Annotated in this window: 16 protein-coding genes; 6 read left to right on the top strand and 10 right to left on the bottom strand. The window is 48.7% G+C overall.

All coding sequences use genetic code 11. From position 1 onward, the window contains the following. Nucleotides 1-59: 59 nt before the first annotated feature. On the bottom strand, nucleotides 60-386 hold the full coding sequence (locus B153_RS0131515) for a winged helix-turn-helix transcriptional regulator (RefSeq protein WP_020600745.1): 327 nt from the start codon (nucleotides 384-386) through the stop codon (nucleotides 60-62). Between the two features lie 110 nt (nucleotides 387-496). On the opposite strand from B153_RS0131515, the gene B153_RS0131510 reads away from it, so the two are divergent. Then, a complete protein-coding gene (locus B153_RS0131510) occupies nucleotides 497-1,273 on the top strand; it encodes an SDR family oxidoreductase (protein ID WP_020600744.1) in 777 nt (258 codons plus the stop codon). A gap of 102 nt (nucleotides 1,274-1,375) precedes the next feature. Here B153_RS0131510 and B153_RS0131505 read toward each other — a convergent pair whose 3' ends face one another. From B153_RS0131505 to B153_RS0131495, 4 genes are all read right to left on the bottom strand, one after another. After that, nucleotides 1,376-2,614 carry a DUF4249 domain-containing protein gene (locus B153_RS0131505; RefSeq protein WP_020600743.1) on the bottom strand — a complete coding sequence of 413 codons (1,239 nt, stop codon included), beginning with the start codon at nucleotides 2,612-2,614 and terminating at the stop codon, nucleotides 1,376-1,378. An 83-nt stretch (nucleotides 2,615-2,697) separates the two neighbouring features. Beyond that, the gene (locus tag B153_RS38435; protein WP_211221723.1) at nucleotides 2,698-2,892 is read right to left on the bottom strand and encodes a hypothetical protein; all 195 of its coding nucleotides are present in this window, start codon (nucleotides 2,890-2,892) and stop codon (nucleotides 2,698-2,700) included. Nucleotides 2,893-2,957: 65 nt separating this feature from the next. Further along, on the bottom strand, nucleotides 2,958-4,370 hold the full coding sequence (locus tag B153_RS38635) for a sensor histidine kinase (RefSeq protein WP_020600742.1): 1,413 nt from the start codon (nucleotides 4,368-4,370) through the stop codon (nucleotides 2,958-2,960). Nucleotides 4,371-4,467: 97 nt separating this feature from the next. After that, nucleotides 4,468-5,121, bottom strand: a complete 654-nt coding sequence (locus B153_RS0131495) for a response regulator (RefSeq protein ID WP_020600741.1) — start codon at nucleotides 5,119-5,121, stop codon at nucleotides 4,468-4,470. A gap of 135 nt (nucleotides 5,122-5,256) precedes the next feature. On the opposite strand from B153_RS0131495, the gene B153_RS0131490 reads away from it, so the two are divergent. Next, entirely contained in the window at nucleotides 5,257-6,291 is a 1,035-nt protein-coding gene (locus B153_RS0131490; RefSeq protein WP_020600740.1) for an MBL fold metallo-hydrolase, read from the top strand. 18 nt (nucleotides 6,292-6,309) lie between these two features. On the opposite strand, the gene B153_RS0131485 is transcribed toward B153_RS0131490, so the two are convergent. The 5 genes from B153_RS0131485 to B153_RS0131465 all read right to left on the bottom strand — a co-directional run bounded on the left by B153_RS0131485 (nucleotide 6,310) and on the right by B153_RS0131465 (nucleotide 11,724). Beyond that, nucleotides 6,310-7,317: a bestrophin family protein gene (locus B153_RS0131485; protein WP_020600739.1), complete on the bottom strand. Its 1,008-nt coding sequence runs from the start codon at nucleotides 7,315-7,317 to the stop codon at nucleotides 6,310-6,312. A gap of 82 nt (nucleotides 7,318-7,399) precedes the next feature. Then, entirely contained in the window at nucleotides 7,400-7,903 is a 504-nt protein-coding gene (locus B153_RS0131480) for a GNAT family N-acetyltransferase (protein WP_020600738.1), read from the bottom strand. A 36-nt stretch (nucleotides 7,904-7,939) separates the two neighbouring features. Then, entirely contained in the window at nucleotides 7,940-8,314 is a 375-nt protein-coding gene (locus tag B153_RS0131475) for a cupin domain-containing protein (protein ID WP_020600737.1), read from the bottom strand. Between the two features lie 30 nt (nucleotides 8,315-8,344). Then, nucleotides 8,345-10,237, bottom strand: coding sequence for a redoxin domain-containing protein (locus B153_RS0131470; RefSeq protein WP_020600736.1), 1,893 nt, complete (start codon nucleotides 10,235-10,237; stop codon nucleotides 8,345-8,347). A 23-nt stretch (nucleotides 10,238-10,260) separates the two neighbouring features. Then, nucleotides 10,261-11,724, bottom strand: coding sequence for a sodium:solute symporter (locus tag B153_RS0131465; protein ID WP_020600735.1), 1,464 nt, complete (start codon nucleotides 11,722-11,724; stop codon nucleotides 10,261-10,263). A gap of 166 nt (nucleotides 11,725-11,890) precedes the next feature. Here B153_RS0131465 and B153_RS0131455 point away from each other — a divergent pair, with 166 nt between their 5' ends. The 4 genes from B153_RS0131455 to B153_RS0131440 all read left to right on the top strand — a co-directional run bounded on the left by B153_RS0131455 (nucleotide 11,891) and on the right by B153_RS0131440 (nucleotide 15,023). Next, complete coding sequence (locus tag B153_RS0131455) at nucleotides 11,891-12,181, top strand: ATP-dependent Clp protease adaptor ClpS (protein WP_020600733.1); 291 nt, start codon at nucleotides 11,891-11,893, stop codon at nucleotides 12,179-12,181. Between the two features lie 91 nt (nucleotides 12,182-12,272). Then, on the top strand, nucleotides 12,273-12,884 hold the full coding sequence (gene recR / locus B153_RS0131450) for a recombination mediator RecR (RefSeq protein WP_026262600.1): 612 nt from the start codon (nucleotides 12,273-12,275) through the stop codon (nucleotides 12,882-12,884). A gap of 163 nt (nucleotides 12,885-13,047) precedes the next feature. Then, nucleotides 13,048-13,740: a superoxide dismutase gene (locus tag B153_RS0131445; protein WP_026262599.1), complete on the top strand. Its 693-nt coding sequence runs from the start codon at nucleotides 13,048-13,050 to the stop codon at nucleotides 13,738-13,740. Nucleotides 13,741-14,063: 323 nt separating this feature from the next. After that, nucleotides 14,064-15,023, top strand: a complete 960-nt coding sequence (locus B153_RS0131440) for an isopenicillin N synthase family dioxygenase (protein ID WP_020600730.1) — start codon at nucleotides 14,064-14,066, stop codon at nucleotides 15,021-15,023. Nucleotides 15,024-15,061 lie beyond the last annotated feature (38 nt).

The raw sequence follows: 15,061 nt of genomic DNA, 5'->3' as shown, positions 1-15,061 counted from the left end.
GAATTGGGCGTCATAGGAAACGACTAATAAACCGGAATAGGATAGTTATAAAATGGTCGTCAGCCAACGTATTCAAGCCCCCATTTATATAATTCATTAATGATGGGCTCTAATTTTTCACCTTTTGTCGTCAACGTATATTCCACAGTAGGCGGCACAGTGGCGAAAACCTTTCTAGTGACAATCCCATTTGTTTCCATATTCTTCAATTCCTTGACCAGCATTCGGGTATTAATGCCTGGCACAAGTCGCTCTAATTCGCTGAAACGCTTTTTGCCAGTGAATAATGCATAAATAATCGACATAGACCATTTCCCCCCGATTACACCCAAAATTTCCTGAAGTGCACATCGTTCCTCATTTTTTTTATAGTTTTTATCAGCCATAAATAGTTGACTTTGAATAAGGCTTTACTTTCTGTTATTACTATACAAAAGTGTTACTACTTTCAAAAGTAAAGTATTGAATTTTACTTTGCAACTCATTTTTAATCAACATGATGGATACAGCAGTAAAAGGTCAGGTTGCTTTAGTAACAGGAGGAACAAAAGGCATAGGCAAGGCCATTGCCGATAAATTAAGTAGTAGAGGTGTCCAAGTGGTGGTTACTGCCCGAACTGCACCTGAAGGAAACCCAAACGGACATCACTTCATTGCGGCCGACCTCACTCAAGCTGGAAGCGCAGAAATTATCGCTAAGGAAATTCTAGACAGATTTGGTAGAATAGATATTATCGTCAATAACGCAGGCGCTAACCTGAGTCCTGGTGGTGGCTTCGAAACTCTTTCGGACGACGATTGGTATCATGACTGGCAATTAAATTTTTTGTCGGTAACCCGCATCAACAAATCACTATTGCCTTTCATGATTAGGCAAAAAAGCGGTGTAATCATCAATATATCTACGGGTGCTTCAAAACAGCCGATCTGGGAGATGACCATGTCTTATTCTTCGGCAAAAGCAGCCTTGAATGCCTACAGCAAAGCATTAGCAAATGAATTGGGCTCAAAAGGCATACGGGTAAATGTCGTTTCACCAGGGGTAGTCAAAACACCGTTAATGCTGGATTTTATTGAAACGATAGCGAAGTCGTCAAATAGTACTGTTGAGGAGGCTTTTCAATCAGTTATGGACAAAGTAGGTGTTCCGGTGGGCAGGATGGCAGAGCCAGAAGAAATTGCTAACCTTGTCGCCTTTTTGGTATCATCGGAGGCAGCGTATATTACCGGGACTAATTATTCAGTAGACGGTGGTGCTTTACCCACAATTTAAAAAAAGCCTATTCAAGCGGGGAGATGAAGATAGCTTACCCGATTGAGGAACAAGCCAAGTTCCTAAGAACTCAAGTTAGGCTGCTCATAACGCCTTAGTTTATTAAGGCCAGCCAGCAGGCTTAATGGGGGTTCGTTCGTCAAGCGGAACACATAGCGCCGTACGATCATTGGGCAGATTTAAAATGAAATCCAGGTACGTTTCGGCTACGGGCGAGCGGCCGTTAAGGGCGTAGAATAAGCCCGGAGAAGCTTGCCCTTGCGTGTCATTTCGAAGCAGATAATAGTGGGTAACTGAAACGGCGGAAGCTGTAAAATAGCCAATAACAACTTCGGATTGATTCGAACGGTTATGAATATTACCACCCAGCGCCGACGGGGGCGTATCGGATAGCCCACCCGTGCGCTGGGTTTGTTGTTGAAACAGATCATAATACTGGTACGCATCAATAGGCAGCGATTCCTGCCGGATATCTATCAGACAAGGGGATTGCTGGTAGAAAGGTATATGGGCAACGCTTCGATTCGTAATCAGGCCACCGTTGCTATACTGGTCTGAAAACACATTGATGCCATAACCAGGGATGATCTCCCAGCATTGTGTCCGACACAGATAATCGGCATATTGATTCGATAGACGCGTCCGGGGGAAGCTGCCGGTAGGTGGAGAAAAGCAGTCTTCATAGGATTGCTGGGTAGATACGTAGTAGTAGGGATAGACAGCTGGGGCAAGCGGCTGCAGGAGATTCTTCGCATATACACCCTCATAACAGGATCGGCACCATTTCTGAGTTTCATAAAGCGTCCACCTCCAGCGGTAATAGTTTCGTTGATTGACCGGATCGGTAAAATCAACAAACAGCTCATGTCCAGCCGTATAGACGTTATCCGAGAAAGGCGTTGGGAAGGCTTTGGGATTAAACTTCGCGGTTACTTTACCAATAGGGGGTACAGGCTGCATGATCTGCGGAGTGGATAGGTATTGGGTACCATCTGACAGGGTAAACCGCAGTTGATAAGCATGCCCTATCTGTCCTTTGAAATCGCTGGGTAACTGATAGCTCCCCGCTCTGGTTTCGTGGCAGGCTATCACCAGCGAGGAATCCACAACAACTTCTACCTGGGCTTTGGTCAGGGGCAGTGTTCCAAATTGCCCTGTGACTGAATCCGCTTGAGAGCGGTTAAGATGAATCGTTTGTGCTTCGGCCAGATTGGTAATAGTGCCATCTACCACAATGACATCGTTGGTAGCCCGTAAGGTAAGTAGCCAGGGGTCAACGCAGGCCAGTGTGAGAGCACAAGCCATCAGACACGACGTCAATAAGGTGGTAGTAACACGCATAGACGAAGCAGGGCTTTAAGTGAAAAGCCTGTATAAGCTACTATTCTACTAATGATGGGAATCATGGGTTGAAAATCAAGATATTAAAGTCCAGCCGCTAAACGACCAAAGCAGTGTAGTAAGGCTCCTTTCGAGGAACGCACTTTTGAGCCATCCTGAATCTCCTGGTCGGTGAACTCAGGTTGATAATTGTTACTGTGCCGCTGCAAATGCAGGCTCAAGTTCGTATCATAGCACCGGGCTGGCGCTCCAGCGGCAAACGTAATCGTAGAGAGCAATGAGTTGTAGTATTCTACAAACTTATTCTTACAACGGCATTTCGCTGTTTTCAACTCTTCTTTAATCAAACTTCTATAGCCAATAGCGGCAATTGGATGTCAACGATCGTACCGATTGGCTGATGGGCTTCATCGGCTTTGTCGATGATGGTTACGGCGCTTTGTTTGCCGGTTTGCTGACTGATGAGCTGGAGCCGTTCTTCGGTCACTTTAAGGCCGACACTCTTGTGCGACGAAACGGTTTTGCTCTTCAGCTCAGCCGCTTTCCGGCGGCCTACACCATCGTCATCAACAATGCATTGCAGACTATCGCCATTCTGCCGAACGGAGACGCGTATATGCCCCCGGTCGAGTTTGTGCGCGATACCGTGCAGAATTGAGTTTTCGATATACGGCTGAATGATCATGGGAGGTATAGAAACACTCTCCTGCGCAATTGCTGCATCGGTTTCGACCGAAAATTCGAATTTATTATCAAACCGAAGCTGTTCCAGTTCGAGGTAAAGTTCCAACTGTTCGAGTTCGCTGGCCAGTGTTACCCATTCCTGCCGGGAGTTTTCCAGAATCAGCCGCATAAGCCGGGAGAACTTTACCAGAAACTTGTCGGCGTTATCGCTGTCGTTTTGCAGAACAAACAACCGAATGGCATTCAGTGAGTTATAGAGAAAATGAGGGTTCATCTGCGACCGTAGGGCTTTCATTTGTACGGCCGACATCTGCTGCTGCAGTTTTTCGTTTTCCAGTTCGGCTTCAACCTGCTCCCGGTGATGTTGTTCCCGCTCACGAGCCAGTTCCTGTTCGATGATAGCACTTTGAATGGCCCCTCGTCGCTGACGATAGCCGAGCAGGAGGGTAAAACAGATCAGTTCGCCCAGAATCCCAAATTCCAGATAGCTCAGCGGTGAGTACAAAAACGAATCCGGGTTCAGTTTATATACTTCGCCAATCGACATAATCATGGAAGCAATAGCGCCCAGAAGAAGCAAACCAGAGCCTATGGCCAGATAGCGCGGCACGGTGCCTTTCAACTGGTTGATTTTTGGAATGGCATACGCAGCCAATCCGATAATGAGCAACCGAATGACTGTATGGGCTATATTGAAGATGGATTCATTCCAATGCCCAAAACACAAAAGGCCAATCAGCAGGACATAGACCAGAATGACAATACGGCCAATACGGAATAACCTTAATAGAAACGGCGTGGTGGTACGTAAATGAATCAGCGCATCAATGAAATCGAAATAGACAACGTAGGCCAGCATAGGGGCTGTTCCACGAACGAACTGTTGCAGACTGGATGAGGTATATACCGCTATACCATCGAATCGCAGGCCGAAGTATACCAGCCAGGCCAGCATATATATGGCATACAACCCATAGATCCGTTCACGGTAGATATTCCATTGAACCAGATTGAGCAGTAAAATCGAACTGACCATGCCTGTAAACAGTAGGTTCCAGGTCGTAAAATGCATGAAATGAGCTTGATTTGTTACGAAATTTGCCTGAATAACGGGCAATTTAAAGTTTCCAGCGCAATCTTTTCATACATAGCTGCCTGAACATTAGCCCTTACAGCAACCCATGTTTTACGGCATATTTGATGATACCGATGGAGTTTTTGACGCCCAGCTTACGGAGAATATTATGCCGATGGGTTTCTACGGTACCGGGGCTGATAAATAGTTTGTCGGCTATAGCATTGGTCGACAATTCCTGCGCCACCAGTTTGATAATTTCGATTTCCCGATCGGTGAGGGGCACCAGTGGGGCAGGGGCTTCGTCGGTCGGGCGGGGCGATTCAACGGGCAGTGCCATCAACTGGGTCATGACGGATTCGGAAAAATATTTTTCACCGCGAGCCAGCGTTTTAATGGCCCGCTCCAGTTCCGCTTTCCCCGCTTTTTTCATCACATAGCCCGAAATCCCCGCCCGGAAAGCCTCTCGTATGCGGTCGGCATCTTCCGAAACGGTCAGCATCAGCACCCGAAGCTGGGGGAAATGCTGGCGAACCTGTAGCGTCAGGTTAATCCCGTTTAGGTCGGGCATGTCCATATCGGTAAGCAAAATATCGACCTCATGTTCATGGAGAAAATCGACTACATCCCGGCTGTCGTTTAATGCTCCAATGACCTCCACACCTTCAATACGGCCCAGAAGCAGGGATAAACTATCTAAAATTATTTCGTGGTCATCCGTTAACACTACGCGAATTGGCGAGGACATAGGTAGTTGGGTTAGTAGAGAGGAATAGTATAACTCAAAGATAAGGAGTGTTTTGATATTCGCGAATTCCCTGAAAGTTTTGAACATTCAGCTAGTTATTCGATTTATATTCAGGTTCATTCGTAGATTGACGGCATGTATTACCTGCTCCCGATTCTCATTTCAGGATTGATTTTACTGGTGTCGGCCTGTGCCCCGCGTTATAAGGGCCCGGTGACAGATCACTTCGATGGTAAAAAGTTTTTCAACCCGGGTATGCCGGAACGAGGTACAGGTAGTCTGCTGAAATGGTTATTGAACCGCGACAAAGGTCCCTGGCCTGAGCAACCCGATGCCTACGTAGGGGACCGACCCGCTACCCGCATCGAGGGCGATAGCGTAGTGCTTACGTTTGTAAATCATTCGACGTTTCTGATTCAGACGGCTGGGCTGAATATCCTGACCGATCCGGTCTGGTCAAATAGGGTAGGGCCTACTTCGTGGTTGGGTATTAAGCGAAAACGGCCACCCGGACTTCGCTTCGAGGAATTGCCCCCGATTGATGTTGTGTTGCTGAGTCACAATCATTATGACCACCTTGATCTGCCAACCATCAGGAAACTGGTCAAAACGCACAATCCCCTCTTTGTGACGCCCCTGGGTGTTTCGCACTTACCAAAATCGGTTGATGGACGGACAACCCGTGAACTCGACTGGAACGATACCCTAACCATCAATGATAAGCTTTGGTTAACCTGCACACAAGCCCAACATTTCAGTAACCGGGGTATGGGCGACCGCGACCAAACGCTTTGGTGTGGCTATCTCCTTCATACCGGTTTTGGCATTACATACTTTTGTGGTGACAGTGGTTACGGCCCTCATTTTAAACACATTGCTGAGCAGGCCGAACAGTCGGGCGGACCCATAAAACTAGCGTTGCTCCCCATTGGCTCCTATCGGCCGGAGTGGTTTATGGCGCCAGTGCATGTATCGCCAGCGGGTGCCGTTCAGGCGTTTGTCGACCTGAAAGCCCGACAGGCCGTGGGGATTCACTTTGGTACATTTCAACAAGGTGACGATGGTTTGTTCGAACCTGCCGAAGATTTGCGCAAAGCTCTTAAAGAAAAATCAATTCCCGATAGCCAGTTTCTGGTGCCGCAGGAAGGCCGACCGATGGTGTTTAAATGAGTAAGTTAGAATCAAATTTTATAGCAAAATATTTTGTACAGGCGTCAGGGCGGGCGGTATGTCGGTTTCGTCGAGCATTTCGCGAAGGTCAATTTCGATGGTGCGGCTCATGTTGGTAATGGGAACGTCGTTAGCGCTGCCTTCAAATGGATTTTCGGTGCTCTCGCCCACTTGCTCAAGGCTCATAAATACCCAGGAAACCAGCATGCCAAATGGAACCGTAAGCCATACTAAATGCTCGCCCAGTTTATCGAACTCTTTTAATAGACCAAACGGTACCATCCAGGCAAACAATCGAATAAACAGCGTGCTGATGGTTGCAAATTGCCGGGGATACGGAAAGTTTTTGATACGCTCACTTTTTCCCTGATGTTCATATAGTTCTTTCAGCATCAACTCTAGTTCGACATATCGATAATTCTCAATCCAACCTGTATCAACCAGGTCTCGCAGTTGTTTAGACTGAAGGCTGATGAGTTGCGTAGCCCGGTTTTTCTTGCTCAATACGTAGTCGGCTTCTTCGCTCGGCAATAGCCTGCGAAGTTCATCAGGCAAACTGCTTTCGCGTTCAGGTACTTTGTAATTCTGACGATATTCGATATTATAGGACTTCTCCATATTTTCCCAGGCTCGTGGTTCCCGTAACTGAAATCGGAGCGCTGTCAGCCAGGCAACATGCCGGTAAATAAGCTGCTGATGGATCTGCTTTGACGCATCAGCAGATGAGGCCGGGTCACGTATGAAATCACGGATCATTATACCCAGACTGCGGCTGCTATTAATAATTCCTCCCCATATCTGCCGCGCTTCCCAGGCACGGGCGTAGGTAGCGTTATTTCGAAAACCGGCAATGAATGCAGCTGCTGTACCGAGTAGCGCAATGGGAACCCAGGGTATGCCAATCCAGGTTAAGCCTATCACTTCATAAAGAAATGTAACGCCTACATTGATTCCTAACAGCCAGTAGATCGTTCGACGGGTCCAGAAGAGAAATTCTCTCAGGGTATAGTTTTGTCCGGCATGCATAACAAGTTAAGTATAAGTGTTGGTGGTCAAAGCGTATTTATCAGTTGGGCTAAACCGCGCAGATCGATGTAGCAGGCAGTTATCAGGTTAGCCGTTTTTCGTAGGCCAGAAACCGCAGGCCGGGTCGAAAACTCAGTGTGATCTCTCCGGCATAGACGTAGCCAACTTTTGGAAAAAGATTCTGGGTCGATTGGTTTTCTGAGTTGGTATCGATGCGTAGGAAAGCCAGTCCCCGCTCCCTGGCGAGTTGCTCGGCCTGGGTTAATAAAGCAGCTGCAACCCCTTGGCCCCGAAAAGCAGGATCAACGGCTAATCGGTGCGTTACTACAGCGCGTTGAGTCAGATCGAAACCTACCTGAGCATATTCCGGCTCCTGATCTTCGGTCAGAGCGGCTACACCGGCAAGTTGCTCATCAATCTCAGCGATCCACAACTGCCCTTTTTTAATGTCCTGCGTGAAGACCTCTGCATTCGGGTAGTGCTCATCCCATTGAAAATTGCCGGTTTCATGCATGAGCGGAACAACGCGTTTCAACAGGGACAGTAAGTTAGGTAAATCGGCTAGGGTGGCAAGGCGAATGGTCATACGAAGGGGTTACTCAGCGTTTCTGTAAGGAGAGTACTAAATATTGACTATTGATTCAACAACAACCCGATCACCGTGACTTTTGGGCATGGAGGTTACCATGAAATGCAGGTCGGTGGTTGAGTCATTACGCAGTTGATGGGCTACCAACGGTGGAATTTCAATGCCATCGCCTACATGTAAGATGACCTGTTTAGAGCCAATTTCCATTGTTGCTTCGCCCGACAAGATGAAAAAGAACTGGCGGGAACGTTGGTGATAATGTTTGGTTTCAGCAGGGCCGGGGGACATTCGCTCCTGAATGATGCTTAGCGAGTCGGACTTGACCAGATGCCATCCGTCGCATTGATCGCCCCACGTATAGTGCTCAGCGTTATGTGAATTGATGATGTTAATCGACTCTGGATCCATACGGGGGTGTAGACAGTCGGTTTTGGCGAATTACTTTCCTTCTTTAAGCAGTTCAACGACCAGTGCCAGCTCATTGACAGTGGCTTCGGGGTCGCCGGAGTAGCCGATGGTCCGGTATCGAACCCGCCCGTTCGGGCCGATGACCACTTTGGTGGGTATCCCCAGCACCTTGTACGCTTTCGATACTTTCTGTTGCCCATCAATGGGTACGGTAAAATCATACGGATGCTTCTCCATAAAGGCGTGTACTCGGGATAGGGGGCCACCTTCACGGGTATTAACGAACAGGAACCGGACGTTCGGATCGTCCTGAAACTGGTTCTTAGCCTGTTGCATAGCCGGGAACGACGCAATACAAGGCCCGCACCAGGTAGCCCAGAAATCCAGCACAATCACCTTGCCTTTGAACGATGACGACGAAATGGTTCGGCCCTGCAAATCGGTGAGGGCAAAGGCAGGAGCAGGTTCATTGATCAGTTTTTGAAGCAGTTCATCACGCTGGTCGGCCTTAATGTCGGCTTCCAGATTCGCCAGATACGCTTTAGCTTTGACGGCGTCGTTGCCCGGTTGTTTGGCGTACCAGTCTCGCAGTGTATTTTTCAGGCTGGGCGTTGCTTTCCCGGCCTGAATAGCGGCCTCAACCATGGGCAGGGCATCAGTAGCCTGATTGGTACGCAGGGCACAGAGAAAATAGCGTTCAGTGGTGCGTGGGTCACTGTTCTCCACATCGTCGGGATTAACGACCGACTGGTATTTGGCGAAAGCTTCAGGATATTTTCCCTGCTGATCGAGGGTACGGGCATACGTATTCGTCAACTGTCGAAATCGGGCTTGTCTGTCTGCTTCCCAACTGCCGGGAGCATTACGGGGTTTCGTCTGGCCATTCAGCACAGTCAGCGCCTGTTTGATCAACTGTTCGGCTTCGGGCAATGAACGGCGCTCTTCGGCCAGCTGATTGGCAATGGTGTTCAGAACCAGTACATCCGTTTGGGCTGTCGGTTGTTTTTCGGCAAAGGCGATCAACCCCTTGATGTCGTTGTTTTTAAAATAGCTGTTCAGCATCACAGCCGCCAGATCGGGCAGATGGGCAGAGGCCGGATAATCCTTAATAAAGGCTTCGTAGGCGGCTTTTTTGCGACCCCAATCGGCTTCGTTTCGGATGGAAATAGCGCGGTCTTTCTGCATCAGCAACCCACCCGGATCGGTCGTTTTCTGCCGCTCGCGCAGAGCCGCCACTTTCTGGTAATCGCCCATGCTTTCGTAGAGCCGGGAAGCATCGGCCAGTTCAGTTACTGTAGGCGACGGGCGAGCGGCCAGGTAGGCTTCAATAGCCGCCTTGACCTTCGGACCATAACCGGGCTTTCGCTGCTTGATCAGAGCGGCCAGATGGTCGGCCCAGTACAGCGAACGCAGGTCAGGGTTCATCGTCAGTTCATGTTCGTAGAGGGTAACCACCCAGTTTGGATCGGCTCGCATACCTGTTTCGTTCAGGAAGTGGCTACGGGTAAATACGGATGCCTGGCCACCTGTAGCATGTGGGATGATGCGCCCTGTGCTATCGTACACCGGAACGACATAAAACTGCCCATTATTCAGGTCGGTGCGATGCGGTAGTTTGCTATTTCGAAAGAAGAGCATGGTTCCGGCTACATCTTTTTTAGGGATGTATAACTCACCGACGTAATTGGAACCCTGTCGCACCAGGGTAACGGTTGTGGGCTGACTTATGCGCATCATGGTAGGAGCCCCGTAGCGTACAAAGCGGCCTTCCAGCGTGCTATCCTGAACCAGTGTTGCTGAAGGCGTGTACGTAAACGATACGATCTGTCCGATCTGCGGTCGTTCAGGTGAAAAGCAGAGCTGGGCGTTGGCAGCCAGGCAACGAATCAGAAACAGGAAGAAGAAACTACTGATTAACTTCATAACGTAAAGGTAAAAGGGCGTACTTAGGCGACTACTGGCTTTTCTTCAGGAACGGGTTTCGAAACGGCCAGAAGGCCCAGGAAAGTGATTAACCCATTCAGCAGCAGCCGCTCAAAACCGAATTGATACCCACCAAACCAGGCTGTCGAGTTCTCGTTGATGATGTAAGTCAGTATAGGTGAAGCTACGCAAATGAAAGGTACAAAGCCATCTCTGACCGGGCGTTTGCTGAAAATACCGAACGCATACAAGCCCAGCAAAGGACCGTAGGTATAGCCTGCAATATCGAATACGGCTGTAATCACTTCTTTACTGTTCAGTTGTCGGAACACAATAATCACCACGTAAAAAAGCAGCGAAAAACCAATGTGGACAATGTGTTTAATCCGCGACCGTTCGGCTTCGGGGCGTTTCTCCACGTTCATGAAATCTACACAGAACGAGGTGGTTAACGCCGTCAGGGCCGAGTCGGCGCTGGCGTAGGTAGCGGCTGTGATGCCCAGCAAAAACGTAATGGCAACTACGAGACCGAGGTGATTAAGGGCCAGCATCGGATACAGATCGTCGGTGCGCTCGGGAATAGCAATGCCTTCGCGCTGGGCAAAAACATACAACAGTACCCCCAGCGATAGAAACATGAAGTTCACAAAAACCAGCGTGACCGTAAACCAGAACATGTTTTTCTGCGCTTCGCCAATGTTTTTGCAAGTCAGGTTTTTCTGCATCAGATCCTGGTCCAGCCCAGTCATGACAATGGCGATGAACGCCCCCGAGATAAATTGCTTGAAGAAATTCTTGGAGTCATTGCCGTCCCAGAAGAAAATCTTCGACATCGAACTGTCATTTACGGTTTTGACCAGTCCGCTAAAGGACAAACCCAATTCCTGAGAAATCAGAATGATGGTTAAGATAACGGCCGTAACCAGAAACAGGGTTTGAAGCGTATCGGTAACGATAATGGTTTTTACGCCCCCTTTGAACGTATAAATCCAGATGAGTGCGATCGTAATCAGGACCGAAACACCGAACGGAATACCCAATGAATTGAACAGGGCCAGTTGGAGTACCCCGGCGGCTACGTAAAGCCTCACCGCTGACCCTACCGTTCGGGAAAGCAGGAAAAATCCCGCCCCCGTTTTGTACGACCAGAAGCCAAATCGTTTTTCGAGATAGCCATAAATCGAAATCAGGTTCAGCCGATAATAGAGCGGCATCAGTACGGAGCCAATCACAAAATAACCAACGATGTAGCCCAGCACGACCTGGAAATACGAAAATCCGATTTTGCCTACCGCACCCGGCACCGAAATAAACGTAACCCCCGACAGCGACGTACCAATCATGCCGAAGGCTACCAGCCACCAGGGCGACTGCCGGTTGGCGGTAAAAAACGTATTGGTATCGGCTCCCCGGGCGGTATAAAACGAAACGGCAATAAGTACGCCGAAATAGACAATCAGGATAACTAAAGCAAGCGTTGTGTTCATGAAGGAAAATTACGAAACGGCCCGCAAATGCGGGGTAAATTGTACGATAAGCAGGCTAGTCCAGGCAACTTTTTGGCCCCGATTCCGGTTTTTTTGTATACAGGAACGGCTTTTAAAAGTGGTCGTTTTTTTGTAAATTTGCTAAGTAAATACGCTTTTCGCTCCCATGCAACCTTTTGAAGAAAACGACTGGTCGACGGATGTCGATGTACTCGACGAAGTGATTGAAACCGACGTGCATAACCTCGTCGTTTTCAACGATGATGTGAATACCTTCGATCATGTCATCGAAACCCTCATTGATGTTTGCAAGCATACGCCCGAACAGGCCGAGCAGTGTACGCTGTTGATTCACTATAAAGGCAAGTGCACCGTCAAAAATGGTTCCTGGGATGAACTGGTCCCGATGCGGAACGAAATCTGCCGTCGGGGCATCTCGGCGGAAGTCCTAAATTAAAGAGCGAAAGAGTGAAAGAGTGAAAGAGCGAAACTTGAAGCGCCAGCCACTCTTTCGCTTTTTCGCTCTTTCACTCTTTAATTTTACGAAATTGGAGTATCCATCCAAACTTATCGAAGACGCGGTCAATGAGGTGTCGAAGCTGCCGGGGATTGGAAAGAAAACCGCCCTTCGGCTTGTGCTCCATTTACTCAAACGCGACGAAGATCAGACCGAACTACTGGCCCAAAGCCTGACGGCAATGCGGACCAATGTCAAATACTGTCAACGATGCCACAACCTGTCAGACCATGATCTGTGTACGATCTGCGCCAGTCATAAACGCGATCAGTCGACCATCTGTGTGGTAGAAGATACGCGTGATGTGCTGGCGATCGAGAATACAGCGCAGTATAAAGGCCTGTACCATGTGCTGGGCGGAATTATTTCGCCCGTTGAAGGCATTGGCCCCAGCGACTTACAGATCGACTCGCTGATGGAACGCCTGCGCGGTGCCGAAGCTGAACAGGTGCGGGAAATCATTTTGGCCATCAGTCCGACGATGGAAGGTGATACGACGGCCTTTTATCTTCAGAAAAAACTCAAGCCATTCAACCTGAAAATTTCGACCATTGCTCGTGGCGTTCCAATTGGTGGCGATCTGGAGTATGCCGACGAAGTAACCCTGGGCCGGAGCATATTGAGCCGGATTGCCTACGAATAACGGGCGAATGCCTACGGCTTATCGATTTTCAAGGCGGAAAACATAACGGCTCAGACATAGCCGGAGAGGTAAAAATGTCGTTTATTTGCGTTTGGTGAACATCTGCCCCGAAAACGGGTTTGTTCATCAAACGCTTTTTGTTTTCCCAAAACCAATCATTCGCATGAATCGCTCCGAGTTTTTGAAACTGGCTTTTGGTGCTTCGGCCGGGCTGATCGCTTTTCGCTCCTTTGGATTGTCGCCTGCGCAGGCAGAAGGTCCGTTTACCTTACCCGCGTTGCCCTATCCGACCGATGCGCTCGAACCCCATATCGATAAAATGACGATGGAAATTCACCACGGCAAACACCATAAAGCCTATGTGGATAACCTCAACAAAGCTGTTGCCGGAACCGACATGGCGAAAATGAGTATTGAAGCGCTTGTGAAAAGCGTAAATGCCAGCACTCCGGCAGCTGTTCGGAACAATGCAGGTGGCCACTGGAATCATACATTCTTTTGGAATATCATGGGGCCGAATGCGGGTGGTGCTCCCAAAGGAGCCCTGGCCGAAGCCATCAACAAAAAGTATACCTCGTTCGATAATTTCAAAACCGAGTTTGCGAAAGCAGCTACGGGCCGTTTTGGATCGGGCTGGGCCTGGTTGATTAAGAATGGTAACGATATCGAAATTGTCTCAACTCCCAATCAGGACAATCCATTGATGGCTCTGGCCGAGAAAAAAGGGACTCCTCTGCTGGGGCTCGACGTATGGGAACATGCTTATTACCTGAAATACCAGAACCGCCGGGCCGATTACATTACAGCCTTCTGGAATGTGGTCGACTGGAACAAGGTGGCCAAACATTTCGCATAACCTTCTAAGTTATAAAGGAGACTGTTTAAACTTTTGTATTAGAAGCGTTTTTGTCATCCCGACGCAGGAGGGATCTTCGAGGGAGGAGGTACTAGCTAGCACCCGAAGATCCCTCCTGCGTCGGGATGACAAAAACATGCTTATGTAGATCCAATTTGTAAAAGTTTAAACAGGTTCAAGGTATAGAGTCATAAGGTTATAGAGTTGACTGACGAAACTCATGTAAATACGTCGGTTAACTCCATAACTTTATGACTCTATACCTTTATAACTCTGTGACTAGCCTCTAAACTTTCGTATTTTTGTAGAAATTGATTTTGTCTATGTTATCCGAAGAATTATACAATGAAATTCCGTCATTAGATCTGGCGGATTTCAACTCAGGCGATCCCGAGCGTAAAGCCCGATTTGTGCAGGATTTAGGCCGGGCTTTTAACCAGATTGGCTTCGTTGCGATCCGTAATCACGGCCTTAGCGATGCGCTGGTCAAGCGTCTGTACGATTCAACCCAGAAATTCTTTTCGCTGTCCGATAGTGTTAAACAAAAATACGAACACCCTGAACTGAATGGCCAGCGTGGTTATGTCGGTAAAGGAAAAGAAACCGCCAAAGGGTTTAAAGTAGCTGACCTGAAAGAGTTTTATCACGTTGGTCAGCCAGAGCCGGAAGGTGATATGCCCGCTAACGTATTCCCGGATGAAGACCCTGAATTTGGCGAAGCTACGCTGGAAGCCTATCGCACCCTGGAAAATGCCGGAAAGCAACTTCTGCGGGCCATTGCGCTTTATCTGGACTTGCCGGAAAATTATTTCGACGATAAAGTCCGGAATGGCGACAGCATTCTGCGTGCCCTGCATTATTTCCCGCTCGATCCCGAAACCACGCCGGAAGGGGCCGTTCGGGCAGCCGCGCATGGCGATATTAACCTGATTACGTTGCTGATGGGGGCCTCTGCCGATGGGCTTGAAGTGCTGCGTCGGGATGGCAAATGGATTGGCATTACGGCCCTGCCCGATCAGGTGGTGGTTAACGTAGGCGATATGCTTGACCGACTGACCAACCACACGCTAAAGTCAACGATTCATCAGGTGGTGAACCCACCCCGCGAAAAGATGAACCAGTCGCGGTATTCGATTCCATTCTTCATGCACCCCCGCGCCGATATGGACCTTACCAGTCTGGAAAGCTGTATCGATTCGCAACATCCCAAGTTATATGTCGACATGACAGCGGGCGAGTTTCTGGATGAACGCCTGATGGAACTGGGGTTAAAGAAAAAATAGTCAGATGTAGTCAGGACTAGTCAGGGTTGGTCAAAAGT

Source organism: Spirosoma panaciterrae DSM 21099 (assembly GCF_000374025.1).
Taxonomy (GTDB): domain Bacteria; phylum Bacteroidota; class Bacteroidia; order Cytophagales; family Spirosomataceae; genus Spirosoma; species Spirosoma panaciterrae.
Note: the sequence above shows the minus strand (reverse complement) of the source record. Positions and strands in the feature narration are given on the sequence as shown.

What these genes read in the sequence shown, in the direction of transcription:
- B153_RS0131515 (WP_020600745.1), bottom strand. Translation starts at nt 386, where the DNA reads ATGGCTGATAAAAACTATAAAAAAAATGAGGAACGATGTGCACTTCAG.
- B153_RS0131510 (WP_020600744.1), top strand. Translation starts at nt 497, where the DNA reads ATGATGGATACAGCAGTAAAAGGTCAGGTTGCTTTAGTAACAGGAGGA.
- B153_RS0131505 (WP_020600743.1), bottom strand. Translation starts at nt 2,614, where the DNA reads ATGCGTGTTACTACCACCTTATTGACGTCGTGTCTGATGGCTTGTGCT.
- B153_RS38635 (WP_020600742.1), bottom strand. Translation starts at nt 4,370, where the DNA reads ATGCATTTTACGACCTGGAACCTACTGTTTACAGGCATGGTCAGTTCG.
- B153_RS0131495 (WP_020600741.1), bottom strand. Translation starts at nt 5,121, where the DNA reads ATGTCCTCGCCAATTCGCGTAGTGTTAACGGATGACCACGAAATAATT.
- B153_RS0131490 (WP_020600740.1), top strand. Translation starts at nt 5,257, where the DNA reads ATGTATTACCTGCTCCCGATTCTCATTTCAGGATTGATTTTACTGGTG.
- B153_RS0131485 (WP_020600739.1), bottom strand. Translation starts at nt 7,317, where the DNA reads ATGCATGCCGGACAAAACTATACCCTGAGAGAATTTCTCTTCTGGACC.
- B153_RS0131480 (WP_020600738.1), bottom strand. Translation starts at nt 7,903, where the DNA reads ATGACCATTCGCCTTGCCACCCTAGCCGATTTACCTAACTTACTGTCC.
- B153_RS0131475 (WP_020600737.1), bottom strand. Translation starts at nt 8,314, where the DNA reads ATGGATCCAGAGTCGATTAACATCATCAATTCACATAACGCTGAGCAC.
- B153_RS0131470 (WP_020600736.1), bottom strand. Translation starts at nt 10,237, where the DNA reads ATGAAGTTAATCAGTAGTTTCTTCTTCCTGTTTCTGATTCGTTGCCTG.
- B153_RS0131465 (WP_020600735.1), bottom strand. Translation starts at nt 11,724, where the DNA reads ATGAACACAACGCTTGCTTTAGTTATCCTGATTGTCTATTTCGGCGTA.
- B153_RS0131455 (WP_020600733.1), top strand. Translation starts at nt 11,891, where the DNA reads ATGCAACCTTTTGAAGAAAACGACTGGTCGACGGATGTCGATGTACTC.
- B153_RS0131445 (WP_026262599.1), top strand. Translation starts at nt 13,048, where the DNA reads ATGAATCGCTCCGAGTTTTTGAAACTGGCTTTTGGTGCTTCGGCCGGG.
- B153_RS0131440 (WP_020600730.1), top strand. Translation starts at nt 14,064, where the DNA reads ATGTTATCCGAAGAATTATACAATGAAATTCCGTCATTAGATCTGGCG.